The organism is Gordonia sihwensis (genome assembly GCF_029632925.1).
Lineage (GTDB): Bacteria > Actinomycetota > Actinomycetes > Mycobacteriales > Mycobacteriaceae > Gordonia > Gordonia sihwensis.
This window is the reverse complement of sequence record NZ_CP121248.1, coordinates 2,731,081-2,754,095: the sequence shown is the minus strand read 5'-3', so window position 1 is coordinate 2,754,095 and position 23,015 is coordinate 2,731,081. Positions and strand designations below refer to the sequence as shown.

The window sequence follows — 23,015 nt, the reverse complement described above, 5'->3', positions numbered from 1 at the left end:
GATGGACTGCGTCCGTGGAAATCGGTGCGACCGTTCGCGGTGCGCCGGCGGTAGCATCGGCCCGATGAAGACAGTGGGTGAAGTCGGAGAACGCGCGCTGGTCGCGATGTTCACCACTGCCGCGGCGTCGGGCGGTGACACCGACGATCTGGTGATCGGGTCGGGCGACGATGCAGCGGTGTTCGCGCCCACCGGACCGGTGGTGGTCAGCACCGACACAGCGGTCGCGGGCAGGCACTTCCGGTTCGACTGGTCGACTCCGCGGCAGATCGGGGCACGGGCGGTGGTCCAGAGCGCCGCCGACATCGCGGCGATGGGCGGGGTTCTCACCGGCGTCGTCGTGTCGATCGGCTGCCCGCCGCAGACGCCGGTGGAGCGCGTGCTCGAGCTCAACGCCGGCATCGTCGACCAGACCCACAGGTACCGGGCGCGGGTGCTCGGCGGCGACCTCGTGTCCTCGTCGGAGGTGGTGCTGACCGTTACCTCCCTCGGTGTTCTCGACGGCACGCAGGCGGTGGCGCTGTCGGGTGCGCGCGGCGGCGAGGTGCTCGCGCTCAGCGGTCCGCTCGGCGGTCCGGCAGGCGGTCTGGCGGCTCTGTCCGCCGTCGAGCACGGGGCGGATCCCCTTCTGCTGGAGCAGTTCTCCGATCTGGTCGAGGCCTACCGCCTCCCGCGGCCGGATCTGGGTCAGGGGCGCGTGGCGGCGCTGGCGGGCGCCCGGGCGATGACCGACGTCTCCGACGGCCTCGTGGAGGAGATCATCACGATGGCGGAGGCTTCGCAGGTACGGATCGACATCGATTCGGCGTCGGTTCCCCAGGTCCGCGGGCTCGCCGAACTCGGGGCTGCGCTCGGCGTCGACCCCGCGCGATGGGCCCTCGCGGGCGGCGAGGAACACGAACTGCTCGCGGCCTTCGAGCCCTCGGCTGTCCCCGCGGGCTGGACGGTGATCGGGACGGTGTCCGACGGCGAGCCCGATGCCCGCATCGACGGCGCGGCCGTCGGAGAGATCCGCGGGTGGCAATCGTTCACCGAGACCTGACCTGATTAGATCGACGTATGGCTGTCTACGCACTCGGCGATCGTGAGCCGGTTCTCGGCACAGACGTTTTCATTCATCCCGACGCGACCGTCATCGGTGCGGTGACGCTCGGCGACGGGGTCTCGATCTGGCCGGGAGCGGTGCTCCGCGGCGACTACGGGACCATCACCGTCGGCGACCGCACCAACATCCAGGACGGCACGGTGGTGCACTGCACCTTCACCGAGCCCACCGTGATCGGCGCCGGTTGCGTCGTCGGGCACAACGCGCATATCGAGGGATCGACGATCGGCGACGAATGCCTGATCGCGTCGGGTTCGGTGGTCCTGAACCGTTCGGTGATCGGCGCGGGCTCGGTGGTCGGCGCCGGTGCGGTGGTGTCGTACGGCTTCACGGTTCCCGAGCGGTCGATGGTGCTCGGCGTCCCGGCCCGCCTCCGCGAGGGCTATCAGGTTCCGGAGGGCCATCTGCAGCAGAACACCGAGCTCTACTACCAGAACGCCCAGTACTACCGGAAGAGCCTCCGGAGGCTCGACGCGTGAGCGCCAAGCCGTTGGCCGAGCTGATCGATCCCGGCTGGGCTCAGGCACTGGCGCCGGTCGAGGAGACGGTCGCACGGATGGGCCGATTCCTGCGCGAGGAGATCGCGGCCGGCCGTCGCTACCTGCCCGCCGGAGAGAACGTGCTGCGCGCGTTCGCGCAGCCCTTCGATGACGTCCGGGTTCTCATCGTCGGACAGGATCCCTATCCCACGCCGGGGCACGCTGTGGGACTGAGCTTCTCCGTGGCGCCGGACGTCCGACCGATTCCGCGATCGCTGCAGAACATCTACCAGGAATACTGCGAAGACCTCGGTTATCCCCGTCCGGCCAACGGCGATCTGACGCCGTGGGCGCGGCAGGGCGTTCTCCTTCTCAACAGAGTTCTGACGGTGCGCCCGGGCGAACCGGCGTCCCACCGCAACAAGGGGTGGGAAGAGGTGACCGAGTGCGCGATCAAGGCGCTGGCCGCGCGCGACGAGCCCATGGTGGCGATCCTGTGGGGCAACGACGCCCGGCAGCTGGTGAAGTGGTTGCCCGACGTCCCGGTCATCGAATCGCCCCACCCGTCGCCGCTCTCGGCGTCGCGCGGGTTCTTCGGTTCGCGACCCTTCTCCCGCGCCAACGAGGAACTGCTCGATCTCGGCGGCGATCCGGTGGACTGGCGTCTGCCCTGATCCGGTCGGACTACCGGCGGGCGGCGGCGTAGTCCGGCGCGCGCTTGGCGACGAAGGCGTCGACTCCCTCGACGCCCTCGGGCGTGGATCCGAGGGCTGCGATCGAGGCCGACTCCGCGGTGAGCTGATCGCCGAGGGTGCTGGTGGCGCTGTGGTGCAGCAGACGGCGGATCGCGCGGTAGGAGCCGCGCGGTCCGGAGGCGAGCCCGGCCGCGACGTCGTGGGCGGTCTGCTCGACGGAAGCGTCGTCGACGATCTCCGACAGGATGCCGAGGTCCAGCGCGCGGTCGGCGTCCAGGATCTGGTCGGTCATGATGATGTGCCGTGCGCGGGCCGCGCCCACGACGCGGGGGAGCAGCCATGACATGCCGCCGTCGGGCGACAGTCCGATTCCGGGATAGGCGGGACGCATCTTGGTGGCGCGACCGCCGATCGCGATGTCCGCGTGCAGAACGAGGCTCATACCTGCGCCGGCGGCCCAGCCCTTCACCGCGGCGACCACCGGAAGCTCCGTCTCGTAGAGGAACTCGATCGTCGAATGCAGATCGTCGGCCAGGCCCCGCAGGTAGTCGCTGCGGTCGTCGGCCGCCGCGAACGCCGCGACATTGCCACCCGCGCAGAAGTTCTTGCCCGCGCCGCGGAGCAGCACCGCACCCGCCTCGAGCTTTCCCCGGGTGACAGCGCGCAGCGCCTCGCGCGACTCCAGGACCAGAGCGTGATCGAGAGCGGTTCCCGCATCGCCGGTCGAGATGGTGAGGTTCAGAACGCCGTCGTCGTCGACGCGGATCAGATCAGAGGCCATGGCGAGTACTCTACGGAACGCTCGTCGCCGGCCGGTCCGGGTGGTTGCAGTCCGCGCCGGACAGGTGCACTCGGCGATTCCGGAGACGACGAAATCGCCGCCCGGCACTGCCGGGCGGCGATCTCCTCACGCGTGGTGCGCTCAGGCCTTGACGGTCTTGCCCGCCTTGAGGCACGAAGTGCACACGTTCTTGCGCTTCTTGTTGCCCGGGGCGACCTCGACGCGCACAGACTGGATGTTCGGGTTCCAGCGGCGGTTGGTGCGCCGATGCGAGTGCGAGACCGACTTGCCGAAGCCGGGGCCCTTGCCACAAACGTCACAAACGGCAGCCATGATCGAACTCCCTTGGTAGAAAACTTGGGTCAGTGGTCAGCCGATAGCGGGCGCTGCGGTGCGCGCCGCGACGATCGGCAACCCGAATAGAATAACCGCGCAGACCTCGGGTGTCCAAATCGGCGCCGGAACGCGAGAGTCCCGGCGACCTCGGCGAGGGGCCCGGATCAGACGCCGCGACAGTACCTGTCCGAGTGTCGGGGGCGGGCGGTAACCTCGGGGCACATTCGAGGTTCACCGGCGGTTCGGCGACCGCGCACGAGGATCGCGACGGGCCGGCGGAGAGCGACGGGAAGGCGGGGTGGTCGTGCGGTTGATGACCGGAGACAGCAGTACCGCGGTCAATCCTCAGCTCATCAGGGACTGGGCACGTGCCTGCGCCGACGGCCTCGAGGCGCTGCGTCCGGAGATCAACGACCTCAACGTCTTCCCGATCCCCGATTCGGACACCGGAAGCAACATGGCGCAGACGATGGCCGGCGCGCTCGCGGTCCTCGACGAACTCGACGGCGCGGCCGATCTGCCCGCGGTGACCCGCACTCTCGCGGAGGCGGCCGTCGGATGCGCTCGCGGCAACTCCGGCGTCATTCTCTCGCAGGTCCTGGTCGGGATCGCCGACGCGGTCGATCTCGCGATGGCCGAGAACGACCACAGTTTCAATCGACTGTGCAAGAACGGGCTGCGCCTCGGCGCCCTCGCGGCCCGGCGTGCCGTCAGCGAGCCGAGGGAGGGAACTGTTCTCACTCTGCTGCAGGTCGCGGCGGATTCGGCTGCGGCCAATGTCGCCGGATCACCGGCGGATCTGGCGCGCGCGGTGGCCGACGACTGCGCCGAAGCACTCGAGCACACGCCCGAGCAGATGCCCGAACTCGCGAGCGCGGGCGTGGTGGACGCCGGTGCACGAGGCTTCCTGGTGATGGCCGACGCGCTCGTGCTGGTCGTCACCGGCGTCGCCAACAAGCGCCGCGCCTACCGCGGCATCCTCACCTCGAGTGTGCACGGTACGGGCCACGAGACCGGAGAGTGCGGAGGTGCCGGCGACACCGACTTCGAGGTGATGTATCTGCTCGACGGCGCCGAAGGAGCGCAGATCGGCGCGCTCCGCGACCGGCTCGGACAACTCGGCGACTCGGTCGTGATCGTCGGCGACAGCTCCGCCGACGGCGAGCGGTTCTCCGTGCATGTGCACACCGACGACCCCGGGGCCGCGGTCGAAGCCGGGATCGAACTGGGTCGGCTCACCGAGATCCGGATCAGCTGCTTCGCGCTCGACGCCATCCGTGCCGCGCCGGGGGCCAACGAGCCGCCGCCGCGGTTCAAACGGGCCGTCGTCGTCCTGGTCACCGGCGACGGCGCCGAACAACTCTTCGCCGAGGCGGGAGCGGCAGTGGTCCGGGCCGATCACGGCGTCCATCCGGCGACGCTCTCGAAGGCGATCCGCGCGACCGACAGCGCCCACGTCATCGTGATGGGGAACGGGATGATGTCCTCGCAGGATCTGGTACAGGTGGGCGCGCAGGCGCGTTCGCCCCAACGGTCGGTGGTCTTCCTGCCGACGCTGTCGATGGTGCAGTGCCTGTCCGCCCTGGCCGTGCACGATCCGATCGAAGAGCCCGACGTGGACGCCTTCGCCATGGCCGAGGCGGCCGCGAACACGCGCTGGGGCTCATTGATGCACTCCAACACCAAGATGATGACTCTGGCAGGCACCTGCGAGATCGGCGACACCCTCGGACTCATCGGCTCCGATGTGCTGGTCATCGCACCCGAGCAGCGGCAGGCGGCCACCGCGCTGCTCGATCTGATGCTCGCGACCGGCGGCGAGCTGGTGACCGTGCTCGCGGGCCGGGACCTCGACGAACGGACGCGGGAGGCGATTGCCGAGCATCTGCACGCGCACTACCCGGGCATCGAACTGGCGCTGTACGAGACCGGACAGTCGTCGCACCTGTTGCAGGTCGGTGTCGAATGATGCTGACCGCCGCCTCGCCGCTGACCGACTCGTCGGTGGACCCGGCGCTGCTGAAGAAACTGGCCGGACTGGAACTGACCACGGTCGGTGAACTGCTCCGCTACGTGCCGCGCCGGTACCTGCGGCGCGGTCATCTGTCGGAGTCCGAGCGCCCGGAGGCGGGCGAGTGGATCACTGTGATCGGGCGCATCAAGAAGGCGCAGATGATCCAGATGAAGCGCAGGTACGGACAGTTTCTCAAGATCGTGGTCAACGACGGCCGCGCCGACTACGAGGCCAGCTTCTTCAACGCCCGATGGATCCAGAAGGTGCTGCGACCGGGTACCCGTGTCGCGCTCGCCGGCACCGTGAAGCTCTTCCGCGACCAGATCCAGCTGTCGCATCCGGACTGGATGGTGCTGCCCGAGGACGACGGCATCGACGTCGTGGGAAACGCCGCCATGATCGGCGAGTTGGCCGCCGAGGAAGCCGAGTCGGAGGGCAAGGGCTCGCATGGATCCACCGCGTCGCCCGACGACGTCGCGAACTTCTCGCGCGACATCATCCCGATGTATCCGGCCACCAAAGACGTTCAGACCTGGGAGATCTGGCGTGCGGTGAGGCAGGTGCTGGCGGACACGGTGCCCGCCGAGGACCCGCTCACGGAGGCGCAGCGCGCCGAACGCGGTCTGATCACGGCCGACGAGGCGATCAGCCGCATCCACCTGCCCGACAGCCTCGACGACATCGAGGCCGCACGCGCTCGGCTGAAGTTCGACGAAGCGCTGGCCGTGCAGACCGAGCTCGCCCGCAGGCGTTTGAGCGCGGTCTCGGAGTCGGCGCGCTCGTGCCCGCACGTTCCCGGCGGCCTGGAGGATCGGCTCCTGGAACGGTTGCCGTTCGAACTCACCGGCGGCCAGCGCGACGTTCTCGCGGAGATCGGCGAGGACCTCGCCGGCGAGCACCCGATGAGCAGGCTGCTGCAGGGCGAGGTCGGTTCCGGCAAGACCCTCGTCTCTCTGCTCGCGATGCTCCGAGTGGTCGACAACGGCCACCAGTGCGCGATCCTCGCACCCACCGAGGTCCTCGCCGCCCAGCACTACCGCACCGTGATGACGATGCTCGGAGACCTCGCGCGAGCGGGTGAACTGGGCGCCGCCGACGGTGCGACCCGCGTCGGACTGCTGACCGGATCGCTCGGGACCGCGGCCAAACGCCAGACGCTGCTCGACGCGGTCACCGGGGAGGCGGGCATCGTCATCGGCACGCACGCACTGCTGGAAGAACATGTGGAGTTCTTCGATCTCGGGATGGTCGTGGTCGACGAACAGCACCGCTTCGGTGTCGAACAGCGCGACGTCCTGCGGTCCAAGGGTCGCGACGAGACCCGGCCGCACTTCCTGGTGATGACGGCGACTCCGATTCCCCGCACCGTCGCGATGATCACCTTCGGTGATCTCGAGACGTCGGTGATGACCGAACTGCCGCGAGGCCGGCAGCCCATCGCCACCAGCGTGGTGCCGATGCGCAACCAGAAGTGGGTGGACCGGGTCTGGGCACGGGCCAATGAGGAGATCGACGCCGGCCGACAGGTGTATGTGGTGTGCACCAAGATCGGCGACGAACAGACCAACGTGAAGAAGTCGAAGAAGGCCGCCAAGGATCAGGAGTCCGACGACGACACCGTCTCCGTGCTGGACCTCGCCGAACAGTTGGAGGCGGGACCGCTCGCGGGCCGCCGCATCGGCATCCTGCACGGCCGGCTGCCCGCCGACGAGAAGAACGACGTCATGGACGCCTTCACCCGCGGAGACGTGGACGTGCTGGTCGCGACCACCGTGATCGAGGTCGGCGTCGACGTCCCGAACGCCACCATGATGGCGATCGTCAATGCCGAACGGTTCGGCGTGAGCCAGTTGCACCAGCTCCGCGGTCGCGTGGGACGCGGTCGTCATGCCGGGCTGTGCCTGCTGATGACGACGGCGAGCGACATGGGGCCGTCGATGGAGCGTCTCCGTGCTGTCGAGGCCAGTAACGACGGCTTCGAGCTCGCCCGCGTCGACCTCGCACAGCGACGCGAGGGAGACATCCTCGGATCGTTGCAGTCAGGAGGAAAGAGTTCGTTGAGCTTCCTCTCGCTGCTCGACGACACCGAGGTCATCGCGGATGCCCGCGACCTCGCGGAGCAGATCGTGCTCGATGATCCGGATCTGGTGGCGCACCAACCGCTCGCCGATCTCGTGCATTCAATCCTGCTGCCCTCCCGCGCCGAGTACCTCGACAAGTCGTGACCGTCTCGCCCGCTGGTCGAGCGGCTCCCGCCCGCGCTGGTTGAGCGGCTCCCGCCCGCGCTGGTCGAGCGGCTCCCCTCCCGCTGGTTGAGCGGCTCCCCTCCCGCTGGTTGAGCGAGCGCAGCGAGTCGAAACCACCGCATCCCCGGGCTGGGAACCCCGTCGCGCCCGTACCCGCTCGTCAACCGGCGCGGGAGCGGTGCGACAGGGTCTGGTCTTTCGGCGAGTTTTGGCGGACCCTGGAGATGTCGAATTCAGCTCACCGAACGGGTGGAGGACGGCGAAATGCGGATTTCCCAGATCCTGAGCAAGAAGGGCAGCGGAGTGATCACCGTGGGCGCCGCATCCACGGTGCGCAGTCTGCTGGCGACGCTCGACGAGTGGAACATCGGGGCGGTGGTGGTGATCGACGAGGGCGGTGCACTCGCCGGCATCGTCTCCGAACGCGATGTGGTTCGCAGGCTGCATTCGGGCGGCGCGGACATCCTCGACGGACCGGTGGGCCGGATCATGACTCCCATCGTGCACACCTGCTCTCCCGGCGACGAGATCGAGGGGCTGCGGGAGACGATGACCGAACACCGCGTCCGTCACCTCCCGGTACTCGACGATGGCGCGCTGGTCGGGATCATCAGTATCGGGGACGTGGTCAAGAGCGCGATCGATGAGCTGGAGACCGAGCGTGAACATCTGGTGCGCTATATCCAGCACTGAGCGCGTGCGCTACATCCAGCGCTGAGCGCGTGTCGCGGAACCGCGACCGTCGCGGCTGCGTCTAAGGAGCATGGGGCGTCTTCTCGGCCTGCCGCGTGCGGCCGCTCAGCGATGGCGGTGGAGCCGGTCGCGGCGCAGACCCGGGCGGATTCGGCTCACTGTCCGGCAGTGGATGATCCTCGTGGTCTTCGCGATCACGTCCGCAGTGGTCGCGGTCGGGGCAGGTCTTCCGCACACGCCTTCGAAGGTGCCGGCGGCTGCCGTTGTACGGGCGCGCGCCGCGCTGTCTGCGCTTCCCGTCCTCGGCCGACGGCCGTCTCACGACTCGTCGTACGACCGGGACGCCTTCGGTCCGGCGTGGACAGACGATGCAGCGGTGCGGGGCGGCGGCAATGCCTGCGACACCCGCAACGACATCCTCGCCCGCGACCTCGTGGTTTCGGCGCGAACCGGTACGTCGTCGTGCCCGAGTGCTGTCGCCTCAGGCACGCTGACCAGCCCGTACACCGGTCGGACGATCGGATTCCAGCGCGGTCGCGGTTCGGCGGCAGTGCAGATCGATCACATCGTTCCGCTCTCTTACGCCTGGGACCTGGGGGCGTCGAGGTGGCCGGCGCCGCGCCGATGGTCGTTCGCCAACGACCCGGCGAACCTCGTCGCGGTGGACGGTGCCAGCAACCAGGCGAAGTCGGATGCTGAGCCGGCTCGCTGGATGCCGCCGCTGCGTGCCTTTCACTGCCAGTACGCGGTCCAGTTCGTGGCCGTCCTCACCGCGTACGGACTCCCGATCGACGTTCCGTCGAGAGATATCCTCGGTGCGGTCCTGAGGTCGTGCTGAGCGGGTGGGAGAACAGTGGATCGTCGAATCGTGGTGAGCGCCGTGGTGATGCGCGACCGGGTGGGCCGCGTGCTCGTAGTGCGCAAACGCGGGTCGTCGCTGTTCATGTTCCCCGGCGGAAAGCTCGATCCGGGGGAGAGTTTCGCGTCAGCCGCGGTACGCGAGGCGCGGGAGGAACTCGGCGTGCACCTGGATGAGAGTTCACTGCGTGCTCTCGGCACGTTCGAAGCCGACGCCGCGAACGAACCCGGTCACATCGTCGTCGCGGAGGTCTTCGAGCACCCTTTGGTCGGCGTTCCCGCGGCGAGTGCGGAGATCGCCGAGATCGCGTGGGTCGAGCCCACCGACCGGAGCCGAGCCGACATCGCTCCGCTGTTGCGCGACGCGGTGTTCCCCGTCTTGTCGCCCGTCGATTGAAGGGTCGAGCGACTCCTCTCGGCTTGGCTGTCGGTGCGGTGATTTCGACTCGCTGCGCTCGCTCAATAAGCCTGGGGAGGTGCGCCCGGTCAATGCGCTTGGGGAGGGTGCGCTCTGCGGCGGGTCGAACTCTCGTGCTCGGTGGTTGAGCGAGCGCAGCGAGTCGAAACCGGGGGTGGGGGATTTCGACTCGCTGCGCTCGCTCAATGAGCCTGGGGGTGCTGCGCTCGCTCAATGACCCTGGGGTGACTCACAAGCCCTTCAGCATCGCCTTCATCTCATCGATCTCGGACTGCTGGGAGTCGGCGATGTCGCGGGCCATCTCGACCGCGTCGGTGTTCTTGCCGTCGGCGATCTCCTCCTTGGCCATGTCGACCGCGCCCTCGTGATGCTCGATCATCTGCGTGAGGAAGAGCCGGGCGGCGTCGGTGCCCTGCGCGGCGCGCAGCTGAGCGATCTGGTCCTCGGACAGCATGCCGTCCATCTCGTGGTCCATCGACGAATGCGTCGGCTCGTTCCATGCCGTGAGCCAGGACTTGAGCTTGTCGATCTCCGGCCCCTGCGCGTCCTTGATCCGCTTGGCCAGTGTCGTGACATTGCCCGGGACACCCGGCTTGGCGAGAATGATGTCGCTCATCACCAGTGCCTGTTCGTGGTGCGGGAGCATCATCTGAGCGAACATCACGTCGGCTTCGTTGTGTTCGGTGCCGGCGGACGCCTGCGACGAATGCGGAGCCTCGTGCGAGGCCGACATGCTCGACATGTCGTGGGTGGCGTCCGAGGCCTCCTCGTTCGGGCTGCACGCGGCGGCGCCGACGATGACGGCTGCGGCGGCGATCGTGGTGGCGGCGAGTCGGGTTCTCACGATGAGCGTTCCTTCCGTGGTGGTCTCGAGCCAGTCTGCCGCACGGACTCGCCTCGTTCGATGACCCTTCTGTGAAAGTTTGCTCAAGCTCCGGACCGTCGGCACCCGGGTAGATGAGATCCCGGCCGGATTCCGGTCAAGATGGAGGCCATGTCGGCACGGGCGATGGTGGTGGAGGACGAGGCGGCGATCGCGGCGCTGGTGGCGTCGTACCTGGAGCGGGACGGGTTCGAGGTCACAGTGACCGGCGACGGGGGCGAGGCGGTGGCCCGCGCGCGAAGTGTGGACCCCGACGTGGTGGTCCTCGATCTGGGGTTGCCCGGACTCGACGGTGTGGAGGTGTGCCGCCGGCTGCGCACCTTCTCCGACGCCTACGTGGTGATGCTGACCGCACGCGCCGACGAGGTCGACACGCTGGTGGGGCTGTCGATCGGGGCGGACGACTACGTGACCAAACCGTTCAGTCCGCGAGAGCTGTCGGCACGGATCCAGGCGCGGATGAGGCGTCCTCGCAACGGTTTCGCCGGAGCGGCGGCGGGCCGGTCGGGCACGGTCCGCGTGGTCGGTGACCTGTCCATCGACGTTCCCGGCCGAGAGGTGCAGGTGGCAGGCGCGCCGGTCCATCTGACCCGCACCGAGTTCGATGTTCTCGAGGCGCTCTCGTCGGCCCCCGGAACGGTGTTCTCGCGCAGTCGCCTCATCGACGCCGTATGGGGCCCGGAATGGGTCGGCGACGACCACCTCGTCGACGTCCACATCGGCCACGTGCGACGCAAGCTCGGCGACGACGCGGCCCACGGACGATATGTGCGCACCGTTCGCGGCGTCGGCTATCGAATGGGCACCGGGCGATGACCGCGACCGGTCGGCCGAGCCGGTTCGCGGTCGGCACCGGACTGATGCTCGTGATGGCGGCGGTGGTGGTCGCCACCACCGCGTGCGCACTGATGATCGCGTGGCTCGTCGCTCCGGGGATCTTCCATGAGCATCTGCGTCAAGCGGGAATCGACCGCGATTCGAGCGAGGCGATGCACGTCGAACGCGCCTTCGCGGCTGCCGTGGGTGTGTCGTGGGGACTGGCCGCCGTGATCGCCACGGTGTCCGCGCTCGCGGTGAGCTGGTACCTCGCCGGACGCGCGCAACGGACCGTCACGGCGGTGGCGGCGTCGACCGCCCGGATCGCGGACGGCGGGTACGACGTGCGGGTGCACGGCGGCGGAATGGGACGGGAGTTCGACGCGCTCGCCGCAGCGGTGAACCGGCTCGCCGCACGGCTGGCGGAGACCGAGGCGACGCGCCGCCGGACGCTCTCGGACCTCGCCCACGAGATGCGCACCCCGCTCGCCACCATCGACTCGTATCTCGAAGCCGTCGAGGACGGTGTCCGGCGGCCGGACGCCGACACGATGGACATCCTGCATGCGGCGACCGGCCGGCTGCGCCGTCTCGCCGAGGACGTGACCGCGGTGTCGCAGGCGCAGGAGGGCGCGCTGTCGGTGATGCCGGTGCGGACCACCGATCGTGAACTCGCGGAGTCGGCGGCCGCCGCGGCGGGGGAGGCGTATGCGGCGAAGGGAGTGACGCTGCGGGTGGAGGCGCATGCGGCGACAGCCGTCCGCGCCGACCCCGCACGGATCGGCCAAGTCCTGGGAAATCTGCTGGCCAACGCGTTGCGGCACACTCCTGACGGTGGCGCGGTGACGCTGCGGACGCGCTGTGCCGATCCGGACGCCGTCATCGAGGTCGCCGACACCGGCGACGGTATCGCCTCCGACCATCTCTCCCACGTCTTCGACCGGTTCTATCGTGCTGACACCGCCCGCGATCGGGACCACGGTGGCAGCGGGATCGGGCTCACCATCGCGCGGGCTCTGGTCGAACAGCACGGCGGCAGCCTGTCGGCGGCGAGCGACGGGCCCGGCAGGGGAGCGACGTTCACCGTGCGGCTGCCGCGGGTGTGACCGGCCGTCGCGGCTACCCTGGAGTCATGAGTGCACCCACCGCCGATTCGGTCGACGCGACCGCCGGCGTGACGGCAGACGTCACGGCCGCGGTCACCGAACTCGCCACCGCCGCCAAGAAGGCCGCCCGCACGCTCGGGCCATTGACGACCGCGCAGAAGAACGCCGTGCTGCTGGCGGCCGCCGATGCAATCGACTCGGCAGCCGAGGACGTTCTCGCAGCCAATGCCGACGATGTGCGTCGCGCCGAGGAAGCAGGCACCGAGGCGTCGCTGGTCGACCGACTGCGTCTGACCCCGGAGCGCGTGGCGGGCATCACCGGCGGCCTGCGCCAGGTGGCGGCGCTGCCCGATCCGATCGGCGAGGTGCTGGCCGGGAAGACCCTGCCCAACGGTCTCGAACTGCGTCAGGTGCGGGTGCCGCTGGGCGTGGTCGGATTCGTGTACGAGGCCCGCCCCAACGTCACGGTCGACGGCTTCGGCATCTCCTTCAAATCCGGAAACGCGGTCCTGCTGCGCGGGTCGTCGTCGGCCGCGGCGTCCAACGCGGCGCTGGTGGAGGTGCTGCGCGGAGTGCTGCGCGACCACCAGATCGACCCGAACGCGGTGTCGTTGCTGCCGAGCGAGAGCCGCGAGAGCGTCACCGCGCTGATCCAGGCGCGCGGATTGGTGGACGTGGTGATCCCGCGCGGCGGTGCCGGACTGATCAACGCGATCGTCGAGAACGCCAAGGTCCCGACCATCGAGACCGGAACCGGCAACTGCCACATCTTCGTCCACCGGGATGCCGATGTCGACGTCGCAACCCGGATCGTGCTCAACGCCAAGACCCGTCGGCCCAGCGTCTGCAACACGGTCGAGACCGTGTTGATCGACCGCGAGATCGCTGACCGAGCATTGGTTCCGATCACCTCTGCGCTGCAGGCTCAGGGAGTGGTGATCCACGGTGAGGAACCCGGAATGGAACCCGCCACGGAGGACGACTGGCACCGCGAATACCTCTCGCTCGACATCGCGCTCAAGGTGGTCGACGGCATCGACGCCGCGATCGAGCACATCGCGATGTACGGCACCGGTCACACCGAAGCGATCATCACCGGAAGTCTCTCGGCGGCCAACGAGTTCACCTCGCGCGTCGACGCGGCGGCTGTCATGGTCAACGCGTCCACGGCGTTCACCGACGGCGAGCAGTTCGGCTTCGGCGCCGAGATCGGCATCTCGACGCAGAAGCTCCATGCGCGTGGGCCGATGGGGCTTCCGGAACTCACCTCGACCAAATGGCTGGTGTGGGGCGACGGACAGATCCGTCCCGCATGAGCGCGGCGGAGAACATCGGCGGTCCCACCGTGCGTGACGACGTGCGGCCCGCGTTCACCGGGGTCGACGACGTCCGGTCACGGCTCAAGCAGACCGGCTATCTGGCCGACGACGCGACGTCCACCACGGCCTTCCTCGCCGACCGGCTCGGAAAGCCGCTGTTGGTGGAGGGCCCCGCGGGTGTCGGCAAGACGGAACTGGCCCGTGCGCTGGCGCAGGCGACCGGCTCGGAGCTGGTCAGGCTGCAGTGCTATGAGGGCATCGACGAGGCCAGGGCGCTGTACGAGTGGAATCACGCCAAGCAGATCCTCGCGATCCAGGCGGCGGGTCATCGGGACTGGGATGCGACGAAAGGTGACATCTTCTCCGAGGAGTTCCTCCTCGCACGGCCGCTGCTGACGGCGATCTCGCGGACCGAGCCCACGGTGCTGCTGATCGATGAGATCGACAAGGCCGACGTGGACATCGAGGGTCTGCTGCTCGAGGTGCTCAGCGACTTCGCGATCACGATTCCGGAGATGGGGACGGTGACCGCGGTCCGCCGTCCGATCGTGCTCCTGACGTCGAATGCGAACCGCGAACTGTCGGAGGCGCTCAAGCGCCGCTGCCTGTACCTGTACATCGACTTCCCGGACGCACAACTCGAACGGGAGATCCTCGCCTCCCGCGTGCCGGAGCTGCCTGCCCGGCTGGCGGAGGAGATCGTGCGGATCGTCGGGGTGCTGCGGACCCTCGACATCAAGAAGAAGCCGTCGGTGGCGGAGACCATCGACTGGGGCAACACCCTTCTGGCGATGACCGCGGGCGCCGACGTCGCGTCGGGCCGGATCGACGACTCACTGGTGGCGCGGACCCTGGGAGTGGTGCTCAAACACCGCCCGGATGTGAAGACCGCACTGCGCGAACTCAAACTCGGTGACAGATGAGCGGTGGGATGTCACTGATGGGATCACGCAGTCGATGACGGAGCCGCTCGTCGACACCCTGACCGGTTTCGTGGACGACCTGCGCAGCCGCGGCATCACGGTGGGGCCGTCGAGTCTGATCGACGCGGGGCAGGCGATGAGCGTGCTCGATCTGCTCGACCGCGACTCGCTGCGGGAAGGGCTCGCTGCGACGCTGCTGGGCGACCACACTCACCGCGACACCTTCGATCTGTGTTTCGAGCTGTGGTTCCCGCTCGGCTCGGCGGCGCGGCGGTCGGCCATGGAGGTTCCGCGCGACGCGGACGGCAACGTCGACGTGCAGGCCCTGCGGGAGCTGACCGCGGATGTGCTCGCCGATGCCGAGGCGATGAGCGACGGCCGGTTCGACCAGCTGGTCGCGATGATCGTCGGCGAGGTGGGACAGTACGAGTCCGCGCGCGGTGAGGCGTACTCGACCTATCAGGCGATGACGGCGATCTCGCCGCAGACGTTGATCGCCCGTATCGCGGCGGCGATGGCCGGCGGGGAGCCGACGGAGTCGGGCGGGCGGCCTGGCACGGATCCGATGAGCCGTCGCGCGGCTCGGGACGCGACCGAACGGCTGCGGGACGCGGTGACGACTGAGACGCAGCGCCGCATGGCCGAGGTGCGCGGGCGCGACGCCGTCGGCCAGTACGCGGTGCCGAAGCTGCCGGAGATGATCGACTTCTTCTCGGCCAATCCGCAGGATCTGGCCAAGATGCGGCGCACGATCGCACCGATCGCGCGCTTGCTGGCGGCGAAGCTCGAGTTCCGGCGCAGGCGCAACCATCACGGCCAGGTGGACGTGCGGGCCACGCTGCGAGCCTCGATGTCGACCGGCGGCGTGCCGATCGAGCTGCGCCGCCGCAAGCCGCGGCCCGGCAAACCCGAACTGGTGGTGATCTGCGACGTCTCCGGTTCGGTCGCGGGGTTCAGTCAGTTCACGCTGCAACTGGTGTACGCCCTTCGCCAGCAGTTCTCCCATGTGCGGGTGTTCGCCTTCGTCGACACGGTCGACGAGGTCACCGAGTTCTTCGACCGCGGCAGCGGTGACGAGCAGTTCGGCGAGCGGATGCACCGCATGCTGACCGAGGCCTCGATCAGCACGCGCGACGGCCACTCCGACTACGGTCACATGCTCAAGGGGTTCAACGCCCGCTACGGTGATTCGCTCACGCACAAGAGCGCGCTGCTGATTCTGGGCGATGCGCGCAACAACTTCCGCCCGACGCACGCCGACGCCCTCGCCGCGATGCGCGACCGTGTCCGCAACGCCTACTGGCTCAACCCGGAACGCCGGTCGTCGTGGGACTCCGGCGACTCGGACGCCGGCAAGTATGCAGAGGTGATCGAGATGTTCGAGTGCCGCAACGCCGACCAACTGTCGAGAGTGATCGCCGACCTGCTCCCGGTCTGACACTCCCGCACGTCCTTCCCCAGGCCTGCTGAGCGCCCCTTCTCCACGCTAATTGAGCGACCGTTCCCCAGGCTTGTTTGAGCGACTCTTCCCAGGCCTGTTGAGCGAGCGGAGCGAGTCGAAACCCTCCCGACCCCGCACCCCGGCCCGCGACCGCCGCCCGAACCGCTCCCGGTAGACTCAACCGGCATGTCACAGGCCGCACGCGCGCCCCGCCGGATCGGCGTGATGGGCGGGACGTTCGATCCGATCCACAACGGGCACCTCGTCGCGGGCAGCGAAGTGGCCCACCGCTTCGGACTCGACGAGGTGGTCTTCGTCCCGACGGGCCGACCGTGGCAGAAGGAGGGCGACCACGCGCCCGACCCGTCGCGGCTGGTCTCGCCCGCCGAGCACCGGTACCTGATGACTGTCATCGCCACCGCCTCCAACCCGCGGTTCACGGTGAGTCGGGTGGACGTGGATCGCGAAGGCGTGACGTATACCGTCGACACCCTCCGCGACCTCCGGAAGACCTATCCGGACGACGAACTGTACTTCATCACCGGTGCGGACGCCTTGGAGACGATTCTCTCCTGGCATGATTGGGAAGACCTCTTCGAGCTCGCGAACTTCATCGGAGTCTCGCGACCCGGATACGAACTGAATGCCACACATCTGATGGAGCATCTGGCGGCCAAACCGGCCGATGCCCTGCAGATGCTGGAGATCCCCGCGCTGGCGATCTCCTCGACCGATTGCCGTGCACGCGCCGCCGCGGGACGCCCGGTCTGGTACCTGGTACCGGACGGAGTGGTCCAGTACATCGCCAAGCACGGTTTGTACCGAAAGGACCTCGCGTGACCGCTTCTCCCGAAGCCCGCCAGATGGTGACGATCGCGGCTCTGGCCGCCGCCGACAAGGTGGCGACCGACATCGTCGCCCTCGACGTCTCCGACACGCTCGTCATCACCGACGCCTTCTTCATCGCGTCTGCGGACAACGAACGGCAGGTTAACTCGATCGTCGAAGAGATCGAGGACAAGCTGCGCGAAGCCGGATACAAGGCGTTGCGCCGGGAGGGGACGCGTGAGGGCCGTTGGGCGCTGCTCGACTACGGCGATCTCGTCGTGCACGTCCAGCACGACGACGAGCGCGACTTCTACGGGCTCGAACGGCTCTGGAAGGACTGCCCGGCGATCGAGATCGACGGCATCGAGCCGCCGTCGCGCGATCGCGCCGCCGAGGACGACGGCGAACCCTCCGGCGCAGAATCCGCGACGGGCGAATGAGAAGTGAACCCGACGCCGGCGACACCAGTGTCGAACGGCTGACTCCGATCGTCCGCAGGCTGATCCTGCTGCGCCACGGACAGACCGAGTACAACGCGGGACGGCGGATGCAGGGTCAACTCGACACCGAGCTGTCGCCGGTCGGGGTGGCGCAGGCGGCTGTCGCCGGCCGGGCCCTCGCCACTCGTGGACCCCGGCTGATCCGCTCCTCCGACCTGCGCCGCGCCTACGACACGGCGCTCGCGCTGGCCGCGGTGACCGGCCAGGAGGTGGAGACCGACGTCCGGTTGCGGGAGACGCATCTGGGCGACTGGCAGGGTATGACCCACACCGAGGTGGACACCGTCGCGCCCGGTGCGCGCAGGCACTGGCGCGACGACGCCCACTGGGCGCCGCCGAACGGTGAGTCACGCGTCGAGGTGGCGGGCAGGTCGGTCCCGGTGGTCACCGAACTCGTCGACCGTCTCGACGACTGGGGGCAGGGCGAGAACGCCGAGGCGCCGGTGGTTCTGGTGGCGCACGGCGGGGTGATCGCCGCGCTGACCGCGGGTCTGCTCGGGCTGCCGGTGGAGAACTGGCCCATTTTCGGAGGCCTCGCCAACACCAGCTGGGTGCAGTTGTCCGGCCACGCCCTGCCGGGTGAGGAACCGGTGTGGCGTCTGGACGTCTGGAACGCCTCCGCGGAGTCGGCCGAGAGCACGGTGCAGTAGACCGCTATGGGTTCGATCATGGTGCTGGGCGACTCCCTGTCCTTCTACGGAGCCACTGGAGGGCTCGCCGCCGACGATCCGCGGATCTGGCCCAACCTGGTGGGTGCGGACACCGGCCGCGACGTCGAACTCTTCGCGCGTATCGGCTGGACCAGCCGCGACATCTGGTGGGCGATCACGCAGGACCCGCGGGTGTGGGCCGCGGTGCCGGAAGCCGAGGTCCTCGTGCTGGCGTTCGGCGGGATGGACTCGCTGCCGTCGCCGCTGCCGACCGCGCTGCGCGAGCAGATCCGATACGTGCGGCCGGCGAAGCTACGCCAGGCGGTGCGCGGCGCCTACGGCTGGCTGCAGCCCCGGTTGTCGCCGATCGGCTGGCCCATGGCCATTCCGCCGGCGGAGACCGCACGCTACTTCGAAAAGATCCGGGGTGCGCTCGCGCACCTGCGTCCGGATCTGCCGGTCGTCGTCGCGCTGCCTCCGACCCACGACAGCCCGTACTACGGAAACGTCCACCCGGGCCGGATCCCGACCACGGCCGCGATCAGCGAGTGGGCGCGACGCCACCGACTGCCGACCGTGGACTTCTATCCGGTGACGGCGGAGGCGTTCGCCGACCCGGCGGTCGAGATGAACCCGGACGGCATCCACTGGGGATTCGAGGCCCACCGACGGATCGCCGCGCTCATGACGCCCGCGGTCCGCGCCGTTCTCGGCTGACTCACCGTCGAATCACCCAAACCGACCGGCTACCGTGTAGGGGTGCCAGTCGTCGTCGTCACCGATTCGTCCTCGCGGTTGCCCGCGACACTCCTCGACGAGCACAGGATCGGCCAGGTGCCGCTGTACTTGCACACCGAGGACGGTGCCCAGTACGCCGAAGGCGTCGACGAGATCCCGCCCGACGTCATCGGCTCCCAGAAGGTCACCACGTCCGGTGCCAACCTCGGCGATCTCAAGCGCGCGTACGCGCAGGCGTGGGAGGCCAGCGAGGGCGACGGGGTGGTGGCCGTGCACATCTCGCGCAGGCTGTCGGGCACGTGGGGCGCCGCGCGTCTGGCGGCGGACCAGACCGACGGTGAGGTCCGCGTCGTCGACTCGCGCTCGGTCGGGATCTCGCTCGGCCTGACGACGATGGCCGCGGTTCAGGCGGCCGAGAACGGCGCGTCTCGGGACGAGGTGTACGAGGCCGCGGTCCGGGCGGCCGCGACGGCCGAATCACTGCTCTGCGTGCAGGGGCTGGACAATCTGCGGCGCAGCGGCCGGATCAGCGCCGCCGGACACCTGCTCGGTTCGGCGTTGGCGATCAAGCCGATCCTGCACATGTCCGACGGGCTCCTGACGCTGCGCGAACGGCATCGCACGTCCACCAAGGCGGTCGCGAAGATGCTCGACGCCGCAGTGGAACTCGCGGGCGACGACGCCGTGACAGTCGGGATCCAGCATTGTCAGAACCCCGACCTGGCGACCGAGGTGCTCGCGCAGATCAGCAGGCGGCTGGAGAACATCACCTCCACCATCGTCGTCGATCTCGGCGCCGTGCTCGGCAGCCACGTGGGGCCGGGGGCGGTCGGCATCAGCCTCGGACACGGACTGGGGCCCCTGCGCTGATCACGCGCCGTAGTCGGGCAGATCGATGCCGTCGGCCTTGGCGAACTGGCCGGCGAGCAACGACCGCATCGGCCACTTGTTCATCGACCAGTAGGAGAAGCGGCTCAGGGCGACGGCCGCACGGCTCGACGGCGCGTATCCTGATGCGCCGCCGGGCGGCAGCTGCTGAGTACGCGCGATGAACGGCCGCATCACCGCCTGGTACTCGGTGAGCGCGGGCGCGACCTCGCCGCCGGAACGCCCGAGCTCACCGGCCAGGACGTATGCCCCGACCAGAGCCAGGGTGGTGCCCAGACCCGTCAGCGGTGTCGGGCAGTAACCGGCGTCGCCGACCAGCGCCACCCGCCCGGAGGCGAAACGCTCCATCCGCACCTGAGCGAGATCGGCGTACGCCCAGTCGGTCGCCGAGCGCATCTGCTCGAGCAATCGGGGCGCCACCCATCCGACGCCGTCGAACGCTTCCTCGAGCATGCGCCACTGGCTCTCGCGGTCGTGCAGCGGCTCCGGGTCGCTTCCGCGGACGGCGAGCGAGGCCTTGACCGTCCCGTCGACGCGTGACGGGCGGGCCGACACCACTCGGCCGCCGCGGCTGTTGTGCATCAGATACCAGCCGTCGAGCGGCTGATCGATGGTCGCCGTGAACCAGGCGTACCGCAGCCCGATCGGCCGCAGATGGCGGTCGTCGGGGCCGAAGGCGGCGCGGCGCACCGCGGACCTCAGCCCGTCGGCACCGACGACCAGGTCGAACGAGCGGTCTGGGGCGCGCTCGAAGGAGACGGTCACCGAGCCGGTGTGCTGTTCGATGGCGCGTACCGAGTCGTCCCACAGGTACTCGACGGACTCCGGCACGGCCCCGACGAGCACCTCGGCGAGATCGCCGCGCAGGATCTCGTGAGTCGAGACGATGCCGTTGCCGCCGAAGGCTTCCACGGGCAGTTCGCTGCGTCGTCGGCCGCGGGCGTCGACCGTCGCGATCCCGCGCTGGTCGAGCAGGCGTGCGTCGGTGGCCGGCGTCAGTCCCATTCGGTCGATCACGGTCCGTCCGGCCCCGCGCAGATCGACGGTCTGGCCGCCGGGGCGGAGCCGGGGAGCCCGTTCGACCACGGTGACCCGGTGCCCCTGCCGGGCCAGGAGCAGAGCGGATGCGGGGCCGGCGATCGATGCGCCGCTGATGAGGATCTCCAACTTCTTCATGTTGCGACCGTACGCCGTATCGAGTGCACTGCGATACGGTGTTCACGTGTACTTTTCGTAAAAGTGCACTAGAGCACTGGGGGAGGGCGGTCAGATGAGCCGAGCGGAGCAGATCGCGGACGAGTTGCGAATGCGGATCGTCACCGGGCGATTGCGCCCGGGCGACGCCGTCCCATCCACCCGGGCGATCATGCGCGACCACAACGTGGCGATGGCGACGGCGAGCCGCGTGCTCTCGCTGCTGCAGGCGGACGGTCTGATCGAGTCGGTGCCCGGACGGGGCAGCGTGGTGCTCGCACCGGACGGCGGCGACCCCGCCGTGCTGACCGCGGACGGCGTGGTGAGCGCGGCCGTCGCGATCGCCGACGCCGAGTCGCTCGCCGCGGTGTCGATGCGACGGCTGGCCTCGGCGCTCGAGATTCCGACGATGGCCGTCTACCGGTACGTGCCGAGCCGGGAACAACTCGAGTTCGCGATGGTGGACCGGGTCCTCGGCGAAGTGCGGGCACCGAACGCGTCGGGACAGTGGCGCGCCGATCTGGAGGCGGCCGCGACGTCGATGTGGGCGACGATGGTCCGTCACCCGTGGCTGGCGGGCGCGCTCTCGATGACCCGGCCCGCGGCCATGCCCCAGGCGATGCCGCTCGCCGAATCGATGCTGTCCGCGCTTCACGCCACCGGACTCGATCCGGTGCAGGCGTTCACCGACTATCTCGGCCTGCTGAATCTGATCCGGGCGGTGGGTCTGACTCTCGAGCCGGAGCTGGCCGACGCCGCGGAGACGGGGATGAGCAACGACGAGTGGATGGACACCCAGGTGGCGGAGCTGCGCAGACTGACGCCACCGGATCGGTTCCCGAACATGCGCCGGATCATGGAGGTGGGGTACCCGTACGATCCCGAGGTGCTGTTGACGTCGGCGCTGCGGAGATTCCTCGACGGCATCGAGTCGTCCGTGAGCTGAGCGGGCTCGACGCGTGCGCCGCGTCTGTGGAGTTCGGCGAAGCGGTCCACAGATGACCGGGATCGCCGGATCGGCACCGCCGCGCGGCGGGCGCGCTGCCTACTCTTCCCGGCATGGGGAGGAACAAGCGGGTGGCCCGCGACCGCGCAACCGGGGCCGATCCACTGGCACGCCTGGCGGGGCCGGCCCCGCGGGCCGACACGCCGTGGGGTGTCACTGGCATGCCGAACTGGCTCGATACGCCCCAGGGCCGACGGGCGTGGTCGCAGCGGGCTGAATTCGACTGCCTCTCGGATGAACCGGAGGACGAGGACGGCGCCGACCGCCCCGACGACTACGAGCAGGAAGGCTATGAGCAGGAAGGTTATGAGCCGGAGCGCTACGAGCCGGCGGGCATCGAGTCGCTCGGTGACGGCGACCGATCCCGGCACGGTGACGATGAGGAGCCGTGGGACGACGAATGGGATGCGCCGCGTCGCCGGTTCACGATGCTGCCGCCGGCCGCGATCGGCCTGATCGTCGTCGGTCTGGTGGCGTGTGCGATCGCCGGGTACTCACTGCTGAAACAGAACGAGCCGACGGCGCCGCTGGTGGCCTTCGAGTCGAGCGCCGGCCCGCGCGCGCCGGCGGCCGCATCCGGCGGCGATTCCGCGTCGGTACCGCCGCCGTCGTCTCCGCGGATCGTGGTGAGCGTCGTGGGTCTGGTCAATCGGCCGGGTCTGGTGGAACTGACCGGTGCGGCGCGAGTGGCGGACGCGCTGAAGCGAGCAGGCGGGGCCCGGCCCGGCGCCGATCTGCTGAGCCTGAACATGGCACAGCCGCTGCACGACGGAGACCAGATCCTCATCGGCAGGGGCGGGGAGGAGGCGACGGTCCGCAGCGCGGTGGTGGCGGCGGGTTCGGCGCCGGCGGGGGAGTCGCCATCGGTTCCCGGCGGCAGTGCGCCGGCGGCGGGCACCGGCCTCGTCGATCTGAATACGGCCACCGCCGAGCAGTTGGACGCGCTGCCCGGAGTGGGCCCGGTGACGGCAGCCTCGATTCTGGCCTGGCGGCAGGCTCACGGCCGGTTCGACTCGGTTGACCGGCTCGCGGAGGTGGACGGCATCGGACCGGGCAGGCTGGCCAAGCTCAAGCCGCTGGTGACGGTCGGTTAGCGAG

General features: G+C 69.2%; 24 protein-coding genes. 20 read left to right on the top strand and 4 right to left on the bottom strand.

Translation table 11 applies throughout. The features are described 5' to 3' along the window. The first annotated feature begins 64 nt into the window (after nucleotides 1-64). The 3 genes from thiL to P5P27_RS13255 are packed head-to-tail and all read left to right on the top strand — an operon-like array spanning nucleotide 65 to nucleotide 2,258. The gene (gene thiL, locus P5P27_RS13265) at nucleotides 65-1,042 is read left to right on the top strand and encodes a thiamine-phosphate kinase (RefSeq protein WP_278124368.1); all 978 of its coding nucleotides are present in this window, start codon (nucleotides 65-67) and stop codon (nucleotides 1,040-1,042) included. A gap of 17 nt (nucleotides 1,043-1,059) precedes the next feature. Further along, complete coding sequence (locus P5P27_RS13260) at nucleotides 1,060-1,584, top strand: gamma carbonic anhydrase family protein (RefSeq protein ID WP_006895961.1); 525 nt, start codon at nucleotides 1,060-1,062, stop codon at nucleotides 1,582-1,584. Continuing rightward, a complete protein-coding gene (locus P5P27_RS13255; protein ID WP_278124365.1) occupies nucleotides 1,581-2,258 on the top strand; it encodes a uracil-DNA glycosylase in 678 nt (225 codons plus the stop codon). Before P5P27_RS13260 ends, P5P27_RS13255 begins: the two co-directional genes overlap by 4 nt. A 10-nt stretch (nucleotides 2,259-2,268) precedes the next feature. Here P5P27_RS13255 and P5P27_RS13250 read toward each other — a convergent pair whose 3' ends face one another. After that, nucleotides 2,269-3,060 (bottom strand): enoyl-CoA hydratase/isomerase family protein, encoded by a 792-nt coding sequence (locus P5P27_RS13250; RefSeq protein ID WP_006895963.1) that lies wholly within the window; start codon nucleotides 3,058-3,060, stop codon nucleotides 2,269-2,271. A gap of 141 nt (nucleotides 3,061-3,201) precedes the next feature. Further along, a complete protein-coding gene (gene rpmB / locus P5P27_RS13245; RefSeq protein WP_006895964.1) occupies nucleotides 3,202-3,393 on the bottom strand; it encodes a 50S ribosomal protein L28 in 192 nt (63 codons plus the stop codon). A gap of 316 nt (nucleotides 3,394-3,709) precedes the next feature. Between rpmB and P5P27_RS13240 the strand changes: the two genes are divergently transcribed. From P5P27_RS13240 to P5P27_RS13220, 5 genes are all read left to right on the top strand, one after another. Next, nucleotides 3,710-5,365: a DAK2 domain-containing protein gene (locus P5P27_RS13240; protein ID WP_278127446.1), complete on the top strand. Its 1,656-nt coding sequence runs from the start codon at nucleotides 3,710-3,712 to the stop codon at nucleotides 5,363-5,365. Then, nucleotides 5,365-7,635, top strand: coding sequence for an ATP-dependent DNA helicase RecG (recG, locus tag P5P27_RS13235; RefSeq protein ID WP_278127445.1), 2,271 nt, complete (start codon nucleotides 5,365-5,367; stop codon nucleotides 7,633-7,635). Before P5P27_RS13240 ends, recG begins: the two co-directional genes overlap by 1 nt. 285 nt (nucleotides 7,636-7,920) lie before the next feature. Continuing rightward, nucleotides 7,921-8,349: a CBS domain-containing protein gene (locus P5P27_RS13230; protein WP_062367024.1), complete on the top strand. Its 429-nt coding sequence runs from the start codon at nucleotides 7,921-7,923 to the stop codon at nucleotides 8,347-8,349. Nucleotides 8,350-8,419: 70 nt separating this feature from the next. Then, a complete protein-coding gene (locus P5P27_RS13225) occupies nucleotides 8,420-9,187 on the top strand; it encodes an HNH endonuclease family protein (protein ID WP_278124361.1) in 768 nt (255 codons plus the stop codon). Between the two features lie 48 nt (nucleotides 9,188-9,235). Next, nucleotides 9,236-9,604: an NUDIX hydrolase gene (locus tag P5P27_RS13220; RefSeq protein WP_423201258.1), complete on the top strand. Its 369-nt coding sequence runs from the start codon at nucleotides 9,236-9,238 to the stop codon at nucleotides 9,602-9,604. A 250-nt stretch (nucleotides 9,605-9,854) separates the two neighbouring features. Here the strand turns inward: P5P27_RS13220 and P5P27_RS13215 are convergent, their stop codons facing one another. After that, the gene (locus P5P27_RS13215) at nucleotides 9,855-10,469 is read right to left on the bottom strand and encodes a DUF305 domain-containing protein (protein ID WP_278124358.1); all 615 of its coding nucleotides are present in this window, start codon (nucleotides 10,467-10,469) and stop codon (nucleotides 9,855-9,857) included. A gap of 150 nt (nucleotides 10,470-10,619) precedes the next feature. On the opposite strand from P5P27_RS13215, the gene P5P27_RS13210 reads away from it, so the two are divergent. The 10 genes from P5P27_RS13210 to P5P27_RS13165 all read left to right on the top strand — a co-directional run bounded on the left by P5P27_RS13210 (nucleotide 10,620) and on the right by P5P27_RS13165 (nucleotide 19,699). After that, complete coding sequence (locus P5P27_RS13210; protein ID WP_278124356.1) at nucleotides 10,620-11,324, top strand: response regulator transcription factor; 705 nt, start codon at nucleotides 10,620-10,622, stop codon at nucleotides 11,322-11,324. Then, on the top strand, nucleotides 11,321-12,430 hold the full coding sequence (locus tag P5P27_RS13205) for a sensor histidine kinase (RefSeq protein WP_278124354.1): 1,110 nt from the start codon (nucleotides 11,321-11,323) through the stop codon (nucleotides 12,428-12,430). The genes P5P27_RS13210 and P5P27_RS13205 overlap by 4 nt, the downstream gene beginning before the upstream one ends. Before the next feature lie 26 nt (nucleotides 12,431-12,456). Continuing rightward, nucleotides 12,457-13,746: a glutamate-5-semialdehyde dehydrogenase gene (locus P5P27_RS13200; protein ID WP_278124352.1), complete on the top strand. Its 1,290-nt coding sequence runs from the start codon at nucleotides 12,457-12,459 to the stop codon at nucleotides 13,744-13,746. Further along, nucleotides 13,743-14,672 (top strand): AAA family ATPase, encoded by a 930-nt coding sequence (locus P5P27_RS13195; protein WP_278124350.1) that lies wholly within the window; start codon nucleotides 13,743-13,745, stop codon nucleotides 14,670-14,672. Before P5P27_RS13200 ends, P5P27_RS13195 begins: the two co-directional genes overlap by 4 nt. Before the next feature lie 34 nt (nucleotides 14,673-14,706). Next, nucleotides 14,707-16,110, top strand: a complete 1,404-nt coding sequence (locus P5P27_RS13190) for a vWA domain-containing protein (RefSeq protein WP_006895975.1) — start codon at nucleotides 14,707-14,709, stop codon at nucleotides 16,108-16,110. A 189-nt stretch (nucleotides 16,111-16,299) separates the two neighbouring features. Continuing rightward, a complete protein-coding gene (gene nadD, locus P5P27_RS13185) occupies nucleotides 16,300-16,953 on the top strand; it encodes a nicotinate-nucleotide adenylyltransferase (protein WP_006895976.1) in 654 nt (217 codons plus the stop codon). After that, a complete protein-coding gene (rsfS, locus tag P5P27_RS13180) occupies nucleotides 16,950-17,381 on the top strand; it encodes a ribosome silencing factor (protein WP_006895977.1) in 432 nt (143 codons plus the stop codon). Before nadD ends, rsfS begins: the two co-directional genes overlap by 4 nt. Next, complete coding sequence (locus P5P27_RS13175; RefSeq protein WP_006895978.1) at nucleotides 17,378-18,091, top strand: histidine phosphatase family protein; 714 nt, start codon at nucleotides 17,378-17,380, stop codon at nucleotides 18,089-18,091. Before rsfS ends, P5P27_RS13175 begins: the two co-directional genes overlap by 4 nt. Before the next feature lie 6 nt (nucleotides 18,092-18,097). After that, complete coding sequence (gene octT, locus P5P27_RS13170; RefSeq protein ID WP_006895979.1) at nucleotides 18,098-18,808, top strand: diglucosylglycerate octanoyltransferase; 711 nt, start codon at nucleotides 18,098-18,100, stop codon at nucleotides 18,806-18,808. A 42-nt stretch (nucleotides 18,809-18,850) separates the two neighbouring features. Then, complete coding sequence (locus tag P5P27_RS13165) at nucleotides 18,851-19,699, top strand: DegV family protein (RefSeq protein ID WP_045540214.1); 849 nt, start codon at nucleotides 18,851-18,853, stop codon at nucleotides 19,697-19,699. Here P5P27_RS13165 and P5P27_RS13160 read toward each other — a convergent pair whose 3' ends face one another. After that, entirely contained in the window at nucleotides 19,700-20,893 is a 1,194-nt protein-coding gene (locus P5P27_RS13160) for an FAD-dependent monooxygenase (RefSeq protein ID WP_045540213.1), read from the bottom strand. Between the two features lie 94 nt (nucleotides 20,894-20,987). Here P5P27_RS13160 and P5P27_RS13155 point away from each other — a divergent pair, with 94 nt between their 5' ends. Together P5P27_RS13155 and P5P27_RS13150 are read left to right on the top strand one after the other, a co-directional pair. Continuing rightward, on the top strand, nucleotides 20,988-21,857 hold the full coding sequence (locus tag P5P27_RS13155) for a GntR family transcriptional regulator (protein WP_006895982.1): 870 nt from the start codon (nucleotides 20,988-20,990) through the stop codon (nucleotides 21,855-21,857). Between the two features lie 113 nt (nucleotides 21,858-21,970). After that, nucleotides 21,971-23,011: a helix-hairpin-helix domain-containing protein gene (locus P5P27_RS13150; protein ID WP_039867183.1), complete on the top strand. Its 1,041-nt coding sequence runs from the start codon at nucleotides 21,971-21,973 to the stop codon at nucleotides 23,009-23,011. Nucleotides 23,012-23,015: the final 4 nt, after the last annotated feature.

What these genes read in the sequence shown, in the direction of transcription:
- P5P27_RS13210 (WP_278124356.1), top strand. Translation starts at nt 10,620, where the DNA reads ATGTCGGCACGGGCGATGGTGGTGGAGGACGAGGCGGCGATCGCGGCG.
- P5P27_RS13250 (WP_006895963.1), bottom strand. Translation starts at nt 3,060, where the DNA reads ATGGCCTCTGATCTGATCCGCGTCGACGACGACGGCGTTCTGAACCTC.
- P5P27_RS13225 (WP_278124361.1), top strand. Translation starts at nt 8,420, where the DNA reads ATGGGGCGTCTTCTCGGCCTGCCGCGTGCGGCCGCTCAGCGATGGCGG.
- P5P27_RS13150 (WP_039867183.1), top strand. Translation starts at nt 21,971, where the DNA reads ATGGGGAGGAACAAGCGGGTGGCCCGCGACCGCGCAACCGGGGCCGAT.
- nadD (WP_006895976.1), top strand. Translation starts at nt 16,300, where the DNA reads ATGTCACAGGCCGCACGCGCGCCCCGCCGGATCGGCGTGATGGGCGGG.
- P5P27_RS13260 (WP_006895961.1), top strand. Translation starts at nt 1,060, where the DNA reads ATGGCTGTCTACGCACTCGGCGATCGTGAGCCGGTTCTCGGCACAGAC.
- rpmB (WP_006895964.1), bottom strand. Translation starts at nt 3,393, where the DNA reads ATGGCTGCCGTTTGTGACGTTTGTGGCAAGGGCCCCGGCTTCGGCAAG.
- P5P27_RS13220 (WP_423201258.1), top strand. Translation starts at nt 9,236, where the DNA reads ATGCGCGACCGGGTGGGCCGCGTGCTCGTAGTGCGCAAACGCGGGTCG.
- P5P27_RS13240 (WP_278127446.1), top strand. Translation starts at nt 3,710, where the DNA reads ATGACCGGAGACAGCAGTACCGCGGTCAATCCTCAGCTCATCAGGGAC.
- thiL (WP_278124368.1), top strand. Translation starts at nt 65, where the DNA reads ATGAAGACAGTGGGTGAAGTCGGAGAACGCGCGCTGGTCGCGATGTTC.
- P5P27_RS13230 (WP_062367024.1), top strand. Translation starts at nt 7,921, where the DNA reads ATGCGGATTTCCCAGATCCTGAGCAAGAAGGGCAGCGGAGTGATCACC.
- P5P27_RS13200 (WP_278124352.1), top strand. Translation starts at nt 12,457, where the DNA reads ATGAGTGCACCCACCGCCGATTCGGTCGACGCGACCGCCGGCGTGACG.
- recG (WP_278127445.1), top strand. Translation starts at nt 5,365, where the DNA reads ATGCTGACCGCCGCCTCGCCGCTGACCGACTCGTCGGTGGACCCGGCG.
- P5P27_RS13190 (WP_006895975.1), top strand. Translation starts at nt 14,707, where the DNA reads ATGACGGAGCCGCTCGTCGACACCCTGACCGGTTTCGTGGACGACCTG.
- P5P27_RS13195 (WP_278124350.1), top strand. Translation starts at nt 13,743, where the DNA reads ATGAGCGCGGCGGAGAACATCGGCGGTCCCACCGTGCGTGACGACGTG.
- octT (WP_006895979.1), top strand. Translation starts at nt 18,098, where the DNA reads ATGGGTTCGATCATGGTGCTGGGCGACTCCCTGTCCTTCTACGGAGCC.
- P5P27_RS13175 (WP_006895978.1), top strand. Translation starts at nt 17,378, where the DNA reads ATGAGAAGTGAACCCGACGCCGGCGACACCAGTGTCGAACGGCTGACT.
- P5P27_RS13160 (WP_045540213.1), bottom strand. Translation starts at nt 20,893, where the DNA reads ATGAAGAAGTTGGAGATCCTCATCAGCGGCGCATCGATCGCCGGCCCC.
- P5P27_RS13205 (WP_278124354.1), top strand. Translation starts at nt 11,321, where the DNA reads ATGACCGCGACCGGTCGGCCGAGCCGGTTCGCGGTCGGCACCGGACTG.
- P5P27_RS13155 (WP_006895982.1), top strand. Translation starts at nt 20,988, where the DNA reads ATGAGCCGAGCGGAGCAGATCGCGGACGAGTTGCGAATGCGGATCGTC.